Source organism: Nocardioides humi (assembly GCF_006494775.1).
In the GTDB taxonomy this organism is placed as follows: Bacteria; Actinomycetota; Actinomycetes; order Propionibacteriales; family Nocardioidaceae; genus Nocardioides; species Nocardioides humi.
In genome coordinates, this window is record NZ_CP041146.1 from 5,232,932 (window position 1) to 5,248,834 (window position 15,903).

14 protein-coding genes, 1 tRNA gene and 1 pseudogene are annotated in these 15,903 nt (G+C 70.4%); 12 read left to right on the top strand and 4 right to left on the bottom strand.

Annotated elements, in window-relative coordinates; translation table 11 throughout:
• Nucleotides 1-17 precede the first annotated feature (17 nt).
• From FIV44_RS31570 to FIV44_RS32685, 8 genes and pseudogenes are all read left to right on the top strand, one after another.
• The gene (locus FIV44_RS31570) at nt 18-182 is read left to right on the top strand and encodes a hypothetical protein (protein WP_219996166.1); all 165 of its coding nucleotides are present in this window, start codon (nt 18-20) and stop codon (nt 180-182) included.
• Nucleotides 183-202: 20 nt separating this feature from the next.
• The gene (nadD, locus tag FIV44_RS25285) at nt 203-832 is read left to right on the top strand and encodes a nicotinate-nucleotide adenylyltransferase (RefSeq protein WP_281285765.1); all 630 of its coding nucleotides are present in this window, start codon (nt 203-205) and stop codon (nt 830-832) included.
• Nucleotides 829-1,206: a ribosome silencing factor gene (gene rsfS / locus FIV44_RS25290; protein WP_141006861.1), complete on the top strand. Its 378-nt coding sequence runs from the start codon at nt 829-831 to the stop codon at nt 1,204-1,206. Before nadD ends, rsfS begins: the two co-directional genes overlap by 4 nt.
• Nucleotides 1,203-1,337, top strand: a complete 135-nt coding sequence (locus FIV44_RS33385; RefSeq protein ID WP_141006862.1) for a histidine phosphatase family protein — start codon at nt 1,203-1,205, stop codon at nt 1,335-1,337. Before rsfS ends, FIV44_RS33385 begins: the two co-directional genes overlap by 4 nt.
• Complete coding sequence (locus FIV44_RS34215; RefSeq protein ID WP_425465181.1) at nt 1,337-1,807, top strand: histidine phosphatase family protein; 471 nt, start codon at nt 1,337-1,339, stop codon at nt 1,805-1,807. The genes FIV44_RS33385 and FIV44_RS34215 overlap by 1 nt, the downstream gene beginning before the upstream one ends.
• 80 nt (nt 1,808-1,887) lie before the next feature.
• Nucleotides 1,888-1,960 (top strand) — tRNA-Ala (locus tag FIV44_RS25305).
• Nucleotides 1,961-2,012: 52 nt separating this feature from the next.
• On the top strand, nt 2,013-2,432 hold the full coding sequence (locus tag FIV44_RS25310) for a helix-turn-helix transcriptional regulator (protein ID WP_141006863.1): 420 nt from the start codon (nt 2,013-2,015) through the stop codon (nt 2,430-2,432).
• A pseudogene (locus tag FIV44_RS32685) lies at nt 2,429-2,803 on the top strand (tyrosine-type recombinase/integrase); the annotation flags it as partial. The gene FIV44_RS25310 and the pseudogene FIV44_RS32685, both read left to right, overlap by 4 nt.
• Before the next feature lie 404 nt (nt 2,804-3,207).
• Here the strand turns inward: FIV44_RS32685 and FIV44_RS25320 are convergent.
• On the bottom strand, nt 3,208-4,404 hold the full coding sequence (locus FIV44_RS25320; RefSeq protein ID WP_246086611.1) for a TrkH family potassium uptake protein: 1,197 nt from the start codon (nt 4,402-4,404) through the stop codon (nt 3,208-3,210).
• Between the two features lie 474 nt (nt 4,405-4,878).
• On the opposite strand from FIV44_RS25320, the gene nhaA reads away from it, so the two are divergent.
• The 3 genes from nhaA to FIV44_RS25335 all read left to right on the top strand — a co-directional run bounded on the left by nhaA (nt 4,879) and on the right by FIV44_RS25335 (nt 9,449).
• Nucleotides 4,879-6,171, top strand: coding sequence for a Na+/H+ antiporter NhaA (nhaA, locus tag FIV44_RS25325; RefSeq protein ID WP_141006866.1), 1,293 nt, complete (start codon nt 4,879-4,881; stop codon nt 6,169-6,171).
• Between the two features lie 253 nt (nt 6,172-6,424).
• Nucleotides 6,425-8,227, top strand: a complete 1,803-nt coding sequence (locus FIV44_RS25330) for a hypothetical protein (RefSeq protein WP_141006867.1) — start codon at nt 6,425-6,427, stop codon at nt 8,225-8,227.
• Between the two features lie 829 nt (nt 8,228-9,056).
• Entirely contained in the window at nt 9,057-9,449 is a 393-nt protein-coding gene (locus FIV44_RS25335; RefSeq protein ID WP_141006868.1) for a hypothetical protein, read from the top strand.
• 788 nt (nt 9,450-10,237) lie between these two features.
• Here FIV44_RS25335 and FIV44_RS25340 read toward each other — a convergent pair.
• The 3 genes from FIV44_RS25340 to FIV44_RS25350 form a co-directional block, all read right to left on the bottom strand.
• On the bottom strand, nt 10,238-10,798 hold the full coding sequence (locus FIV44_RS25340; protein WP_141006869.1) for a TetR/AcrR family transcriptional regulator: 561 nt from the start codon (nt 10,796-10,798) through the stop codon (nt 10,238-10,240).
• A 36-nt stretch (nt 10,799-10,834) separates the two neighbouring features.
• Nucleotides 10,835-11,404 carry a hypothetical protein gene (locus FIV44_RS25345; protein ID WP_141006870.1) on the bottom strand — a complete coding sequence of 190 codons (570 nt, stop codon included), beginning with the start codon at nt 11,402-11,404 and terminating at the stop codon, nt 10,835-10,837.
• A gap of 128 nt (nt 11,405-11,532) precedes the next feature.
• Nucleotides 11,533-12,885, bottom strand: coding sequence for an RCC1 domain-containing protein (locus FIV44_RS25350; RefSeq protein WP_141006871.1), 1,353 nt, complete (start codon nt 12,883-12,885; stop codon nt 11,533-11,535).
• Between the two features lie 287 nt (nt 12,886-13,172).
• On the opposite strand from FIV44_RS25350, the gene FIV44_RS25355 reads away from it, so the two are divergent.
• Nucleotides 13,173-15,866 (top strand): helix-turn-helix transcriptional regulator, encoded by a 2,694-nt coding sequence (locus tag FIV44_RS25355; protein ID WP_181410819.1) that lies wholly within the window; start codon nt 13,173-13,175, stop codon nt 15,864-15,866.
• Nucleotides 15,867-15,903: the final 37 nt, after the last annotated feature.

The window sequence follows — 15,903 nt, forward strand, 5'->3', positions numbered from 1 at the left end:
TTGGATACGATGCCGCCATGCTCAGCCAGATCAGCCAGCCCGCCCTCGCCGTCGTCCGCGCCGCGGAGGAGGGTGGCGAGGCCGCCGTGAGCCCGTGGTTCATCGGCGGCATCGTGCTGGCCTTCCTCCTCCTGCTGCTGCTCGGCCTGGTGTGGTTCGGCGGCGGCCGCGACCACAGCTGAGTTCGAACGTTGGTGAGCCGGTGACGGACGCGCCCCGCCGGACCCGGCTCGGGGTGATGGGCGGAACCTTCGACCCCATCCACCACGGCCACCTCGTCGCCGCGTCGGAGGTCCAGGGCTGGTTCGACCTCGACGAGGTCGTCTTCGTGCCCACCGGGCAGCCGTGGCAGAAGGCCGACCGGCAGGTCTCGCCCGCCGAGCACCGCTACCTGATGACGGTGATCGCCACCGCCGCCAACCCGCGGTTCACGGTCAGCCGGGTCGACATCGACCGCGACGGGCCGACGTACACGACCGACACGCTGCGGGACCTGCACGCCCAGCGTCCCGACGCCGACCTGTACTTCATCACCGGCGCCGACGCGCTGACCGACATCTTCAGCTGGCGCGACGTCGACGAGCTCTTCGAGCTGGCGCACTTCGTCGGCTGCACCCGGCCCGGGTCGGAGATGGACCCGGCCACCCTCGCCCGGATCCCGCACGACCGGGTCACCATGGTCGAGATCCCGGCGCTGGCGATCTCGTCCACCGACTGCCGCGAGAGACAGCGTGCCGGCCAGCCGGTCTGGTACCTCGTCCCCGACGGCGTCGTCCAGTACATCACCAAGCACGGCCTCTACCCGGCCGCCTCCGGAACGGAGACCCCATGACCGCCACCGACCACGCCGTCCGGCTCGTCCACGCCGCCGCCCTCGCCGCCGCGGACAAGCTCGCGACCGACCAGCTCGCCTTCGACGTCAGCGAGCAGCTCGCCATCACCGACGCCTTCCTGCTCGCCACCGGCGCGAACGACCGCCAGGTCCGCGCCATCGTCGAGGAGATCGAGGACAAGCTCCGCGAGCTCGACGCCAAGCCGATCCGCCGCGAGGGCCACCGCGACGGCCGCTGGGTGCTGCTCGACTACGGCGACGTCGTGATCCACGTCCAGCACGCCGAGGAGCGCGAGTTCTACGCCCTCGAGCGGCTCTGGCGCGACTGCCCGGCCATCGAGCTGCCCGCCGAGGTCCACGGCCCCACGGCATGAGCGCCCCCCGCCGGCTGGTGCTGCTGCGCCACGGCCGCACCGCCTGGAACGCCGAGCAGCGCGTGCAGGGCCAGACCGACGTCCAGCTCGACGACACCGGCCTCGCCCAGGCCCGCGCCGTCGCCCCCTGATCGCCGCGCTCCACCCCGCCCAGGTCTGGTCCAGCGACCTCGCCCGCGCACGCCACACCGCCGACGAGGTCGCCAAGGAGGCCGGCCTGGTCCCGACGTACGACGAGCGGCTGCGCGAGTTCCACCTCGGCACCTACCAGGGCCTCACCCACGCCGAGATCGGCGCCCGCGACCCCGACGCCCTCGCCCGGTTCCGCCGCGGCGACTGGGACGGCGTCCCCGGCGCCGAGACCGCCCACCAGGTCGCCGAACGGTACGCCGCCGCGCTGACCGACCTGGTCGCCGTACTCGCTCCGGGGGAGACGGCCGTCGCGGTCTCCCACGGCGCCGCCACCAGGACCGGCCTGACCCGCTTCCTCGGCTGGCCGCCGGCCGTCGCCCGCGACCTCCGTGGACTCGACAACTGCGGCCGGGCCCTGCTCGAGGAGCGATCGACCGGCGAGTGGGCGCTGGCCGCCTACAACCTGTGACGCACCCCGATTTCACCTCGCTGGGATGCTTTGGCTAGTATTCCCGTCGTTGCCTCGCCCCCGGGTGGAGCAGCGAGTTCGGGGCTGTGGCGCAGCTGGTAGCGCATCTGCATGGCATGCAGAGGGTCAGGGGTTCGAGTCCCCTCAGCTCCACCGAAACCGCAGGTCAGGGCGATGGTCCGAACCCAATCGAAGGGTTCAGACGATGGTCTGGCACCAGAAAAGCACCACAATCCTCTCGGATGTCGATACGGCATCGTCCGGGCTGGGGTCCGCTCGGTGGGCCTCGGTGGTCTTCGCACACCTTCCGGGTATGCGTTCCAGCGGCACCACGACCGACACGTCCATCGACGCCGTCATCGCCCCTGGCATCGGCACGGTTCAGGGCACGTCCCTCGTCGGCAAGGCCGGCGCTGAGGCCATCGAGCCAGCGCTCTCGCTGCAGGAGTTGGCTGCCCAGCTCGGGGTGAAGGTGCAGGCGTTGTACGACCTGCGCAGCCAGGGCCGGGGCCCGACCGGGTTCCGGGTTGGGCGGCAGTTGCGGTTCCGGCGTTCAGAGATCGAGGCCTGGCTGGCCCGGCTCGAGGAGGAGGACGCCGAACGTCACGCGGGGCCGGGACGATGAGCGGGCGTCCCCGGACCCCGATCGGGGCGCACGGCGTCATCCAGGTCAGGCGGGTTGCCCGGCGCCACTACCGGGCGCGCACGCGGGTGCGTGACCTCGATGGCCAGCTGCGTGAGGTCAAGGCCACCAGCGCGTCGGACAGTGCTGCTCGCAATGAGCTCCAGGAGCGTCTGAAGCGTCGTACCGGCTACGGCAGCGGCGCTGTGTTGAGCGTGGCCAGCCCGTTCCCGGATCTGGCTGAGCTGTGGCTGGCTGAGCTCGAGGGGCGCGACATCTCGGACGGGACGAAGGACAACTACAGCGACGATCTGCGCGTTCACATCCGGCCGTTCTTCGAGAACTACACCATCGGCGAGATCACCACTGGCCGGTGCGAGGTGTTCTTGAAGGCCGAGTACGCGGTGTCCTACTCCCGCGCGAAGCACTCCCGGACGCTGCTCAACCAGCTGTTCGGGTTCGCCATGCGCCACGACGCCATGACCCGCAACCCGGTCGAGGGCACGTCGCCGCTCAAGAAGCCCAAGGGCTCACCCCAGGCACTCACCCTGGATCAGGTGGCCGCGATCAGGCATGCGGCCGGGACGTGGCGGATGGCGCCGGGCACCCCCGGCCCGAAGCCCGACGGTCAGGTCCGTGACGCGCTCGAGGTCCTGCTCGGCACCGGAGTCCGCCCCGGCGAGATCCTTGCCCTGCGCCCGATCGACATCGAAGACCGCCCGCGCGGGATGGCGGCCCATGTACGAGGGACCGTGGTCTACCGCAAGGGCAGGGGCACCTATCGCCAGCCACACCCGAAGACCGACGCCTCGATCCGGAGCATCGCCGTACCTGAGTTCGCTGCCGAGGTCATCCGTGACCGGCTGAAGAACATGAAGCCCGAGCAGGCCGAGTGGACGATCTTCCATAACCGCTTGCCGAAGACGTTGACCGCGCCCTCGCCGCGGATCTCGGTCACGATGATGAACAGGAGGACCGCGAAGGTGGTGATCTTGATGCCGCCGGCGGTTCCCGCGGGGCCGCCGCCGATGAACATCAGGATGTCCATGCCCAGCCACGTGGCCGAGTCCATCCCGGAGATGTCGACGCTGTTGAACCCCGCTGTCCGGGTCTGAACGGAGTGGAAGAAGCCGACCAAGAGCTTGTCGTGCGGCGCCATTCCACCCAGCGTGGAGGGGTTCCCCCACTCCAGGGCGGTGATGAAGACCGTGCCGCCGGCGAGCAGGGCCACCGTGCCCGCCACCACGAGTCGGGTGTTCATCGTCCACAGCCGCGTCCGGCGGAGGTGTCGCCGCAGCTGCATGATGACCGGGAAGCCGAGGCCGCCGAGGATGATGGCCGCGCACAGCGGCAGGCAGATCAAGGGGTCCGTCGCGTAGCCGATCATGCTGTCACTGAACAGCGCGAAGCCGGCGTTGTTGAACGCCGAGACCGCATGGAAGACCCCCAGCCACAGGGCGCGGCCGAACGACTCGTCGTACCGTAGCCAGAACTGCGCGGTCAGGATCACGGCGACGACCGCCTCGACCGTGAGCGATATGCGTACGACGCCGACGACCAGCGAACGGACGTCGTCGAGGCCGAGACTCTTGGTCTCGGCGGCCGCGCTCAGCCGGGACCGGAAGGACAGCCGACGTACGACCGCGAGGCCCACGACCGAGGCGAACGTCATCACGCCGAACCCGCCGATCTGGATCAGACCGAGGATCACGGCCTGACCGAAGCCCGTCCAGTGCTGGGGGGTGTCGACGGTCACCAGCCCGGTGACGCACAGGGCCGACGTCGCGGTGAACAGCGCCTCCATGAACGAGGCCGCCTCGGTGGCGCCGGTGTGGGAGACGGGCAGCATCAACAGGGCCGTGCCGAGCGTCGCGGAACCGGCGAAGGCGACGAAGATGGTACGAGCGGGCCGCAACGCGCGGTAGCGCGCCTGCTCGGTGGCCCGCGGTCCCCCCGCTCCTCGACGCCGCCACACTCGCCCAAGAGTAGGAGATGAGCCGGCGACCGCCGAACCGACGCTCCGGCGGTCTCGCCCTGCGCCGGTCCGCCCTCGTGGGCCGTGTGCGTCCGGGCCGGCCATCACCTCACGGATATGCTGACAGTGGTGTGCCGGGAAGTCTGGTCGGCGTTCGGTTCGAGGATCACCGACGATCGGAGCTCAGGGTGCTGCCAAGACGTGTCGAACCCCTCATCGGTGCCTGCGCCGGATGGATGAGTGGCTTCCTGAGTCCCTCGGCGATCCTGGATCGCAAGGCGCGTCGGCGCTCGGACGACGTCCGCCTCCGGTTGCGGCGCGACGACCCCGGACAGCGACCGAGCAGGCCGCCGTCGCGCTGACGGATCGAGCCCTCCTCCCTGCCGCGTGGCGGCAGGGAGGTCGCGATAGCCTGACGGTCTGGGTGTGCCGGGAAGTCTGGTCGGCTCTCGTCGAGTCGACCCCAGGAGTGCCATGACCATGCCGCAGGACCGCCAGAATCGTCTGTTCTCCCGAGGCTCGTGGCCGGAGGCATCGCGGATAGCGGACGTGCTCCGCGCGGAGACCACCGGCGGGATCCTGCTGATCATCGGCGCCGTCGTGGCCATCACCTGGGCGAACACGCCCTGGGCGGGCGCCTACGAGCGCCTGCGCGACACCGTTGTCGGTCCATCCTCCCTCCATCTCGACCTCACCCTCGGCACCTGGGCCGCCGATGGCCTGCTCGCGATCTTCTTCTTCGTGGTCGGTCTGGAGCTCAAGCGCGAGTTCGTGGCTGGTGACCTGCGCGACCCCCGGCGAGCCGCACTGCCCATCGTGGCCGCAGTAGGAGGCATGGCGGCGCCCGCGCTCATCTTCGTGCTGTGGAACCTTGGGCCCAACGGCGATCTGCGCGGGTGGGCGATCCCCACCGCCACCGACATCGCGTTCGCGGTCGCCATCCTGGCCGTCATCAGCACCCACCTGCCCTCCGGTCTGCGCACCTTCCTGCTCACCCTCGCCGTCGTCGACGACCTCCTCGCGATCACGGTGATCGCCCTCTTCTACACCGACCAGCTCCGGCCGGCGTACCTGCTGCTCGCCATCCTCCCCGTCGCGGCCTTCGCCGTCCTGGTCCAGCGCCGGATCCGCTCCCCGTGGCTCTTGATCCCGCTCGCCGTGGTGGCGTGGGTGCTGATGCACGAGTCGGGCGTGCACGCCACCGTCGCCGGGGTCCTGCTGGGCTTCACGGTGCCCGTGCTGCGGCGCGACGGGAACGACGGCCCGGGGCTCGCCGAGCACCTGGAGCACATCGTCAGGCCGCTGTCGGCAGGCTTCGCGGTCCCGATCTTCGCCTTCCTCGCCGCCGGTGTGACCGTCGGCGGGCTGAGCGGGCTCCTGGAGTCGCTGCGCGACCCTGTGGCCCTGGGCATCGTCACCGGCCTCGTCGTCGGCAAGACCGTGGGAATCGCCTGCTCGACCTTCCTCCTGGCGCGGTTCACCCACGCAGAACTCGACGACGACCTGGCCTGGACCGACGTGATCGGCGTGTCACTCCTCGCCGGCATCGGGTTCACCGTGTCCCTCCTCATCGGTGAGCTGGCGTTCGGCCAAGGCAGCGAGCGCGACGAGCACGTGAAGGTCGGCGTCCTCCTGGGCTCCCTGACCGCGGTCGTTCTCGCGGCCGCCGTGCTCCGGCTCCGCAACCGCGTGTACCGCCGCGTCCACGAGCTGGAGGAGCGCGACGACGACCAGGACGGCGTGCCCGACGTCTACCGCCACCGGTAGGGCTGGGGACCGGGCACAGGCGACCAAGACGTCGCGGTCGGTGCTGGTGAGAGAGTCGTTGCCGGTGCGTGTTAGCGAGGCGTTAGGGATGGGCCGTACTGTCATGCCCCACATTTCGCCGCGGCGGGCCCGGGCTGGGAACGCGGCCAGAAACACTGTCGAAGTGGTTCTGCGCGGGCCCGGTGCGGGCATCGCAGGACCGGAGAGGTCCACACTGATGAGATTCGTTGCTCCGAGGCCGGCCAGCGGAGGCATGGCGCTGGCACTCGCCACCACAGCCGCCCTGTCTGTGAGTGCCGGAGATCCACCGCGGGGTGCAGCGGAGTTCGCGTTCGTCTCCTCCTCGGGCGATTGGTCGGCGCCCGTAGAGCTCTCCACTCCCGCGACGGGCGGTGCCCGTGGCCTCGAGATCGATGCCAACGCCCTCGGCGACTTCACCGCCGCCTGGGTTGTCGACGCCGAAGACGACATCGTCGCCGTGATCAAGACGGCCGGAAGCTCGCCCGGCGCTCCGCAGATCTTCGCCGGTGACTACGACGACCCCGACGTCGCCATCGGTGGGAACTCGGTCGGTGTCCTCGCCTGGGAGTCCAACACCAGCGACGAGACGGTGTACGCCGCCAGCAAGGCCGGTTCCGCGAGCGCGTTCTCGTCGCCTGCCGAGTTCGAGGGTGACGGTCACACCAGCCCGTCCGCCCCGCCGTCCGCTCAGGACCCGATTGTGGCGGTCAACGAGCAGGGCACGGGGATGCTCCTCTTCGAGCGCGACTATTACACGCCGCCCAGCTACAGCACCTTGGCCGAGGCGATCGAGGGCCGGGTCCTGGTGGATCCAGCGGCGAACACGTGGAGCGCGGGCGCCGATCTGCACGCCAACCCGCGTGAGCCCCGAAACACTGAGGTGTCGGTCGCCGCGGATGGCTCGGTGTTTCTGGGATCGAACGGCTTCGAGTTGGGCCCCTGCTACTACATCCACGCCATGGTGATGGAGAACGACGGCACCGGCAGCGGGGGAGGACCGATCCGCTACACCTGTGGTGGGCAGCTCAACGGCATCTTGCCGAGTAACGACCGGCTCCCCAATGGCGACGTGCTGATGACCTACCACCATCACACCGGCGGTGGGGTCTACGCCCTCGACATCTCCAAGGGGCGCGCGCTGAGCGGCAGCACGGACCTGAGCAGTCAGGAGGTCCGGCTCGATGATCCCGACGGCTCCGAGGACGGCGTATGGCCGCGGGTGCGCACCGACGCCGCCGGCAACGCGGTTGTGGTCTGGCACGACACCACGGGCACCGACTCGATGCTGGCCCGGTTCCGCCCCGCCGGCCAGACCACCTGGGGCCCCGTCGAGGTGATCAGCAGCGGAGAGACCTACCAGGGCGACTTCAGCTTCGACCTCGATGCTGCCGGCAACGGCTACCTCGTCTATGAGAGAACCGACGGCGTCAATCAGCAGGTGGTCGCCGCCGAGCGCTCACCCGGTGCCGCCGGGGTCTGGACCACGCCGGTGGTGCTCTCGACCGATCAGGGGATCGTCGCCTCACCGATGGTCGTGGCAGCCGCCGACGGTCATGCCTTCGCGGCGTGGATCGCGAACAGCGGCGATCAGGTCTACCTGTCCTCCTTCGCACCGAGCAACCCCGCGGGCCCGGGAGGGCCGGGTAACCCCGGGGACGGAGACCACACCGCTCCCCGGCTGAGGGTCGACGGGGCCAAGAAGCAGACGAACAAGAAGCGTGTCGTGATCAACGCCTCGTGCGATGAGATCTGCACGGTGACAGCGGGCCTGAAGGGCAAGGCGAGGATCAAGAAGGGTCCGCCGGGCACGAAAAAGAACGTCAAGCTGACGTTGAAGGAGACCGCGACGACCTTGGCCGCGGGCCGAAGCCAGCCGCTTGCGCTCAAGTTCAAGGGGTCCAAGACCAAGAAGCTGGTGCGACGGGTGCTCGGCAGCAAGCGCGGCAAGATCAAGCTCGTACTCAGCATCACCGCGGTGGACCAAGCCGGGAACACGAGCCAGGACACGTTCAAGGTGGTGCTGCGACGGGGTTAGGCGTGGGGCCGGTGTCGGCCGAGGGCGATGATCTCGTGCGATGCTGGGTCGGCGGTGGCTGCCGAGATCGAGGTGATCGGGGGCACTGGCTTCTACTCGTTCATCGAGGACGGCCTTGAGCATGACGTGTGGACGCCTTTCGGCCAGCCCTCGGCCCCGATCACCGTGGGGGGTGATCGGAGGTCGTCGGGTGGCGTTCCTCTCGCGGCACGGCGCGGGGCACCGGTTCGCTCCGCACGCGATCAACTACCGGGCCAACCGCTGTGGGCCTGCGCTCCCTGGGAGCCATCGGCGCTACCCGCCGCCGTCGCGGAACCCATCAGGTGCCCGACCCTGGCCGACGCAGGCGTACCTTTACGGAGTCCAAGAACTGCTGGAACCAGCAACGAGGACTTCGCCGCCGCGACCCCGGACATCGACCGCCGCCTGCGCACCCACCTCCGCGAGTTCGAACGACCACGAGGGCGGGTCGCCAAGCTTGCTGCCGGTGACAGCCTGGGCCCTTCTCTCGGGAAGCGGTCGCTTCCCTGAACGAGCTGCGAAACCTCTTCGTCCCAGGAGCCGATGGTCGAGGCGGAGGATGACGTCTTGATCCTCGTCGGAGCGCATTGCACCAGTAGATGTCCCGCTAGATGCAACTCAAGCAGTACATCTGCGAGCCCGGGGTTGAGGAGCTCTGTCTGATCTGGCCGAGGTCATCGGCGGGGCACCGGACGACGAGCGATTGGTCGCTGGCCGGGCCAAGCGGCGTCGCACGGTGCGGTAGGCTCGGGTGCGGTGTGCCGGGAAGTCTGGTCGGCGGCTCTGTTGGCTTGCCGAAAGGACGATCGTGGCGATGCGTACGCACACGGACGGGCATGTGGTGTCTGTGGTGCTGACGATGGAGCGCTGCGCTTCCGGCGGACAGGCGCCCATCCCGGACTATCGCCGACCCGGCGTGGTCCATCTCCTCGGCGACGACTCCAGGACTCTCTGCTCGTGGCCGGTCGTGGGCACGAGCTCGACCTATGAGTGGGTCACCCACGTCATCACCAGAAGCGCCTCCGAGCACTTCACCGCCGGCGGGCAGGTCGTGACTGTGGAGCGAGTGAACGGCGTGAACATGATGACCGTCCAGACGGCAGAGCGTGCGGGAGAAGAGGACATCGAGCCGAGCGTGACCGGGCGCTTCTCGGTCGACGATGACCTGATCCTGACCATCGTGGAGGCAGCGCCCAGGTAGGCAGCCCGTCAGTTGCGGACGACGCGGTCCAAGGGGATGAGAGTGATCACCGTGGGTCGCGACGGGGTGTTGGACCAGGCTCCGGAATCGGTGAACTGGCAGAGAACGCGCCAACCGGCGGGAGCGCCCTGCAGCGTGAAGGACATGGTGAGTCCCGTGAGCGAGGGATCGATCACCCGGGTGGTGGTGAGGCCACGCAGACCTGAGGGGAGCTGTTGCCAATTGCGTGGTAGCCGCAGGCGAAGTCGTGGTCGCCTCCGGCGATGGGTGTGGTGCGGTAGGGCTGGCATCGACGGTGACGAGGTAGTTGCCGGCGGGTGCTGCGGGCAGGGTGTAGGAGAGCATGTTGGCCCCACCGGAGCTACTCGCCGTGGTGTTGGTCCGCTGGTAGGCCGTCGTCTGCAGATCGGTCGCGTGCAGTCCGTCGACCTGGTCGGAGTTGAGGTTCGTCACCCTGGTCGAAGAGTTCACCTTGAGTGGTGCGAAGCCCGGGCGGGACTTGAGGAACAGGGTCTCGGACTTGGCCTTGGGGGAGGCCAGAGTGGTCTGCTTCTTCGTCTTGGTGAGCTTGCCGGCGATGATGCTCTTGCCGGTGGCTGCGGCTGCGGTGTAGTCGATGCCTGCGACCAGGCCGAGTGCGACGGCGCAGACCACGATCACGGTCTTCAGACGATTCATCGGTCGACTTTCCTCCTCGGGAGCACGTGGGCTTACGATCATTATGAAACGATCGTAACGAAACTAGTGGAGGTGTCGCCCCCTGGCAAGGCCGTCGGCGGGGAACGGTCTCACTCGGCGCACACGCCGTGGAGGAACCGGTCCACGAGCAGCGTTCGGTAGGTCGTGTCGGCGTCCAGGTGGCGCACGAGCACGTGGAAGATCAGGGTGCCGGCGAGGTCGTTGAGTGCTGTGCGTGCGTCGACGGTCGCTTTCACCTCGCCGCGCGCGAGGGCCCGGTCCCACGATCCGAGGACGGTCTGCAAGGGCTGTTCGTCGAAGCGGGACAGCACGCCTGCGAAGTCGTGGTCGGCGATGGCAGTGGCGAGCTGGTCTGCCCATGCGGATCGAGGGGTGAGGTCGAGCGAGCGGGCGAGGGCTGCGACGTGCTCCAGAAGGTCATTCCGCAAGGAGCCGGTGTCGACTGCCGTCACGGGCACTGACTGCTGGATGCTGGCAGCGAAGGCGAGTCGGGCCTTGTTCGGGTAGCGGCGGTAGAGAGATGGTTTGCCGACCCTGGCGCGTTCCGCGACCGCCTCCATTGTGATGTCGTCGTACGGCAACTCATCGGCAAGCGCGCGCCAAGCTGCGACCACGCGGTCGTCGATCCGGGTATCGCGGGGGCGTGCCACGCTGCCAGTGTGCCGTAGTCCTTCGTTGACGCGGAGTCAGCCCAGTTCTGAGCCCACAGCCGCGAGCAGGGCTTCGAAGGCCGCATCGTCTGCGTCGGCGACCGGGAGTGCGACGGTGATCAGATGACCGCCGGTCGCCACCAGGCCGAAGTGGAGGGAGGCGCCCTTGAGGTGAGTTGCGCGGTCCCCTGCGGCCACCGTGCTCTCCTCCAGGCCGCTCTCGCCTGCGTAGCTCCGATTGAGGTCGAGCACGTAGTCGAAGGCAGCGTCACCGGTCTTGCCGCCGACCTCGGACTCGGGTCGCATGCCGGCGACGACCAACCCGACGAGTGCGCCATCCGATCCGGTCAGGTCGTAGAGGCACTGGGGGGTGGCATCGTCGTCGGCGCGTGCGCTCGTTGCCTCGAGCCCGATCGCGTCACTCACCTCGTCCGGCGTGAGGTTGTCGCAGATCTCGGCTGCTGTGATCGCCTTGACCTGCGCATCGCCGAGTGAGGCGCCAGCAGACGCCTCAGCCGCGTCGGGGGATCCTTCATCATCTCCGCAGGCGGTCAGGACAAGTGCCAGGGCGGTGCTGGCGAGGACGTTCAGGGTTATGTTACGCACGTAACGAAATATAGCGTATGTATCGCCCGGTGCCTATGCTTCCAACCCTGGGTCGGTCTCGGGATCACGTCGTGGCTGCCACCCGGTGAGAGCCGAGCCGACTCGGCTCTGTCCTCGGCGCTGAGGGATCACCCAGCGTGGACCTTGGCCTTGGCGCGCGCTGGTCGGAGGATCGTGGTCGGCGAAGTGTGGCCGCCGTAGTCGGCCTTGACCTTCACCGCGACGGGTCCTCGACCGTGCACCCTCTTTCCTTTGACCCTCACCTTCGCGGCGAGGCCGCACTGTGCGTCAACGGGGGCCGACTTCCGCGCGATGACTCGCTTGCCCTGCTTCAGAGTGAGGGCCACGGTCCCGCCGCAGATCCCAGGACCTGCCGCGAAGGCGCCGGTCACCCGTCCCTTGAACCGGTAGACGTAGGGCGCGGCCCGGTCGCGCTTCGGCTTCGCCTTGACCGCGAGCGCCGGGGTCACCGCCACCGGCGGGTCGACCCGGGCGATGGCCAGGCTGTGCGCGCCGCCGGCGCCGATGGCGACGTACCGAGCGTTCGGCGGAAGCGCCGGGAGCGCGCCCTGACCGATGTCGTTCTTCCCCCAGCTCACGACGACGCCGTCACTGCGCAGCGCGATCCCGAACTGCCCGCCCGCGCTGATCGCCGTGAACTGCGTCCCCGGCACAGGAAGGGGGACGCCGGACACGACGCCGAAGACGTCGGCGCCCCAGGCGACCAGGCGCCCGTCCGAGCGCAGGGCGAGGGACCATGCGTCTCCGGCCGAGATCGCGCGGTAGGTGAGTCCTGTCGGCAGGGGCGGTACGTCGAGCTGGCCGCTCCCGTTCGCGCCGAACGTCACGATCTCGCCGTCGGAGCGCAGCCCGAGAGAGTGGTGGTCGCCCGCGGCGATCGCGGTGTAGGTCACGCCGGGCATCAGCGCGAGTGAGGGCGGCGCGGCCTGCCCGTCGGCATTCAGCCCGTAGCCCTGGGCGGTGCCGTCCGAGCGCAGCACCAGGGAGTGGAAGCCGCCCGCGGCCACGGCGGTGTAGACGGTCCCGCCGCCCGGAGCGGGGATGCTCGCCTGCCCCTCGACGTTGCGGCCGACAGCGACGACGGAGCCGTCCGACACCAGTGCGAGGGTGTGCTCGCCGCCGGCCGAGATCGCGGTGTAGCGGTCTCCGAACGGGGCGGGCAGGTCGCGCTGGCCCCAGAAGTCGTAGCCGGCGGTGTCCACCCTTCCGTCCGAGCGCAGAGCGAGCGAGTGGGCGGCGCCGGCCTCCACGGCCGTGTAGGTGACACCCGCCGGGAGCGCGGGGAACACCAGCCGGTCCTGGCTGGGATCGCCGGCGGCCCGCAGCAGGGTGCCGCCCGGCGTCACGGGGACCCCCGGTGGCTCCGCGTTCGCCGGCGGCGCGGCGAGGAGGCCGAGTGACAGGATCAGGACGATCCCGAGGATGACCGGCGATCCGGTCCGGACAGGCGCGTCAGGCATGGATCCTCCGACTCCGCGACGGCAGGGCTGCCTGGAGACTGTCACCGAGACTGCCGCGGAGTCATCAGGGTCGCGACCCTGACATTAGGCCGCGCTCAAATGACGGGCCGCCTCGCTGTTCCATGCCAGCTGGATAGGCGAGAGCCCCAGGCGTCTCGGGTCACCTGGGGCTCTCGGAGTCGAGCATGCCACAGCAATGGGCGCAGGGCGAGGCCCTTCTCGGCTTCGTACGCCGCGACTTTCTTCGTCGCGCCGACACGGCCTCGGTGCCCACTACGCTGTCGCGGGTGGAGGAGCGCGCCGAGCAGGTACGAGCGGTGGCCGCGTGGTTGGCCCGTGGCCGTGGCCTGCTGATGGTGGTGGGCGAGCCCGGCGCCGGCAAGACGGCCGTCCTCGAGGCGACGATGCCGTCGACCTCCGTCCGATGCTGCGCGAGGTACGCCGATAAGGGGGTCCCGCTCGGATCGGTGCGCACCGTACTGGCGACCCTCGGTATCGCGCAGCCTGCCGAGCTCCGGGACCTGACCGCCCGACCGTGCGGGCCTGACGTGGAACGACGCTTCGCCGACGCCGGTGCTTCTCTCCGAGCCGCCTTGGCCCCTCATCTCGTCGTGCTGGACGACGCTCACTGGGCGGACGCCGCCAGTCTCCGGGTGCTCGGTCGCGCCGTGCGCGGAGCAGACCGCCCTGTCCTCGCGGTCGGCACGCGGCCGTGGAACGCCGAGCATCACCCGGGTGTCGCCGACCTGGTCCGTGTGGCCGGTCCGGTCGGTCCCGTCGGCCCGGTGACCGTGACGGTGCCGCCGCTGACGCCGACCGGCGTGCGTCGCATGCTCGGTCGGCTGGATCCCGGGCGGTCGTGGTCCGACGAGGACGTCGCCGAGTTCCATCGCCGCACCGGAGGGCTGCCCCTCCTCGTCGAGGCCGTCGTCGGCTCGGGGACGGTGCCTGACGGCAAGGCCGACCTGGCGGCGTACGTCGCCCATGAGCTCGCCGGCCTCGGCCAGGACGCTGTCCGGGTAGCCCGTGCGGTGGCCGTGCTCGGAGGGACCGGCAGCCTCGCGGACGTGGCGGCGGTCAGCGACACGGACCCGGCCGACGTCGCGGACCTGCTCGACGCCATCGCCGCGGCGGGACTGCTCGGCAGCGGTCCGACGCCACGGATCCGGCATCCGCTGCTCGAGGAGCTCGTCGCCGCGCACGGGGGACCGGGAGCGGCCCGCTCCGCCTACGCGCGCGCCGCCCGGCGCGCTCACGCCACCGGCGGCGACGCCGACCGGCTCACGGGCTTCCTGATGTGCTCCTGGCCACTCGGCGAGAGGTGGGCGACCGAGGCCCTCCTCGACTCAGCGCGCGCCGCGCGGAGTACCGCCGACGCTCGGCTCGCCCGAACCCTGGTGGAGCGGGCTCGGGCCGAGCGCGCCGACGACACGGACACCCGTAGTGAGCTCGGGACCATCGAGGCCTGGACGGCGCTGCAGCTGGAGCCGGCTCCAGCAGCGCTCGTCCGGGTCGAGGAGATCATCGCCGCCCAGGAGCGGTCGGGCGCTCGCGACTGGGCCGACCGGACCCGCTCCGAGCTGGTGGAGTTCGCCATGTTGGCCGGCGACCTCGACCTCGCGCGCGCCCAGGCGCGCGCTCTTGTTGTGGCCGACGACGGCTGCGACGACCTGGGGCGGCACGCGCGCGGTCTGCGGGCATTCCTCGGTGCGAGCTTCCTCGCGCCGGGCGCCGAGCCCGAGCGGCTCTCGGTTCTCCGTGGTGCGGATCGTCTGCTGGCGTCGGAGCGGGTCGACGCCCTGCCCGTTCTCGCCCACGCTGCCGTGACTTTCGCGACCGCCGGCCTGGACGCCGAGGCTACGGGAGCAGTGGAGAGGCTGCGTGGAGTGCGGTTCGAGCAGCATCCACGGATGTTGGTCGAGCTCGGCCTCGCCGGTGTGGCCCTGGTCCAGTTGGAGCGGCTCGACGACGCGGCGGAGGTCTTCGCCGCGGTCGGCGGCGCCGCTACGCTGCATCGGATCGACGATGTCGCCGCCAACGCCCGCACCTGGGCCGCCCGGATCGCCGGCTGGCGTGGCGATGCCGGGGCAGCCCGGACGGCTGCCGACGAGCTCGACGCCGGCCGCGTGTGGCCCGTGCTGCGGCCGGTCGCCGCGGCCGCGGTGCTCGATGCGGCGCTGCTCGATGGCACGGACGCCGAGCTCGAGGAGGCGCTCGCCGCCGCCCGGTCGGAGCTCGCCGTATCGGCGGTGCCGCACGGGCCGGGAATGGCCGATCTTCTTCTGGGCTGCGCGCGGGCCGAGCACGCACTCGGTCGCCCCGCTGCGGCAGCCGAGCTCGTGGCGCGCGCGGCCGTGGCCTATCCCGTCGGCGACTGGCTGGCGCCGTGGCCGCTGGTCGCGCTCCACGTGGACGGCGGGCCGGCCCTCACCCGGAGGGCTGCCCCGGTCGTCCGCCGGTGGACGTCGCTGGCACGGCCCGTCACGGGAGGCCTCGCCACGTCGTGGCCGACTCCGTGGACAGGCGTGGAGCCGCCGTCCCCGGACCCCGCCGGCACTTCCTTCCCCCTGGGTATCGAGCTCCTCCTGCTTCAGGGACGCACCCTGCGCCGTGCCGGTCGCCACGGCGCCGCCCGGCCGGTGCTCCACCGGTCCCTGGCCACCGCCCTCGCCGCCGGACACCACCGGATGGCCGCGGCGGCACGGGCCGAGCTGCACCTCGCCGGGGGACGCGCGGGGAGCCAGGCACGCCCCTACGGCCTCACCCCGGCCGAGCAGCGGGTCGCCGTACTCGCTGCCGACGGCCGCAGCAACCGCGACATCAGCGAAGTCCTGGTCGTCTCGGTGAAGACCGTCGAGTCGCACATGACCAGGCTGCTCGCCAAGACCGGTCGTCGTCGTGACGACCTTGCGGTCGTGGTGGCCGAGATCCGTCGGTCCTCCCCGGCCGGGCACGATGCGCGCGCCTCCGGCACCGGATGACCGGGGCGTGGGCCTGAGGCGGTCGGCGGGATCTCGC

Bases quoted from the DNA above. Each gene is read 5' to 3' on its own strand.
- FIV44_RS33385 (WP_141006862.1), top strand. From the start codon at position 1,203: ATGAGCGCCCCCCGCCGGCTGGTGCTGCTGCGCCACGGCCGCACCGCC.
- nhaA (WP_141006866.1), top strand. From the start codon at position 4,879: ATGACCATGCCGCAGGACCGCCAGAATCGTCTGTTCTCCCGAGGCTCG.
- FIV44_RS25310 (WP_141006863.1), top strand. From the start codon at position 2,013: ATGGTCTGGCACCAGAAAAGCACCACAATCCTCTCGGATGTCGATACG.
- FIV44_RS31570 (WP_219996166.1), top strand. From the start codon at position 18: ATGCTCAGCCAGATCAGCCAGCCCGCCCTCGCCGTCGTCCGCGCCGCG.
- FIV44_RS25350 (WP_141006871.1), bottom strand. From the start codon at position 12,885: ATGCCTGACGCGCCTGTCCGGACCGGATCGCCGGTCATCCTCGGGATC.
- FIV44_RS25330 (WP_141006867.1), top strand. From the start codon at position 6,425: ATGGCGCTGGCACTCGCCACCACAGCCGCCCTGTCTGTGAGTGCCGGA.
- rsfS (WP_141006861.1), top strand. From the start codon at position 829: ATGACCGCCACCGACCACGCCGTCCGGCTCGTCCACGCCGCCGCCCTC.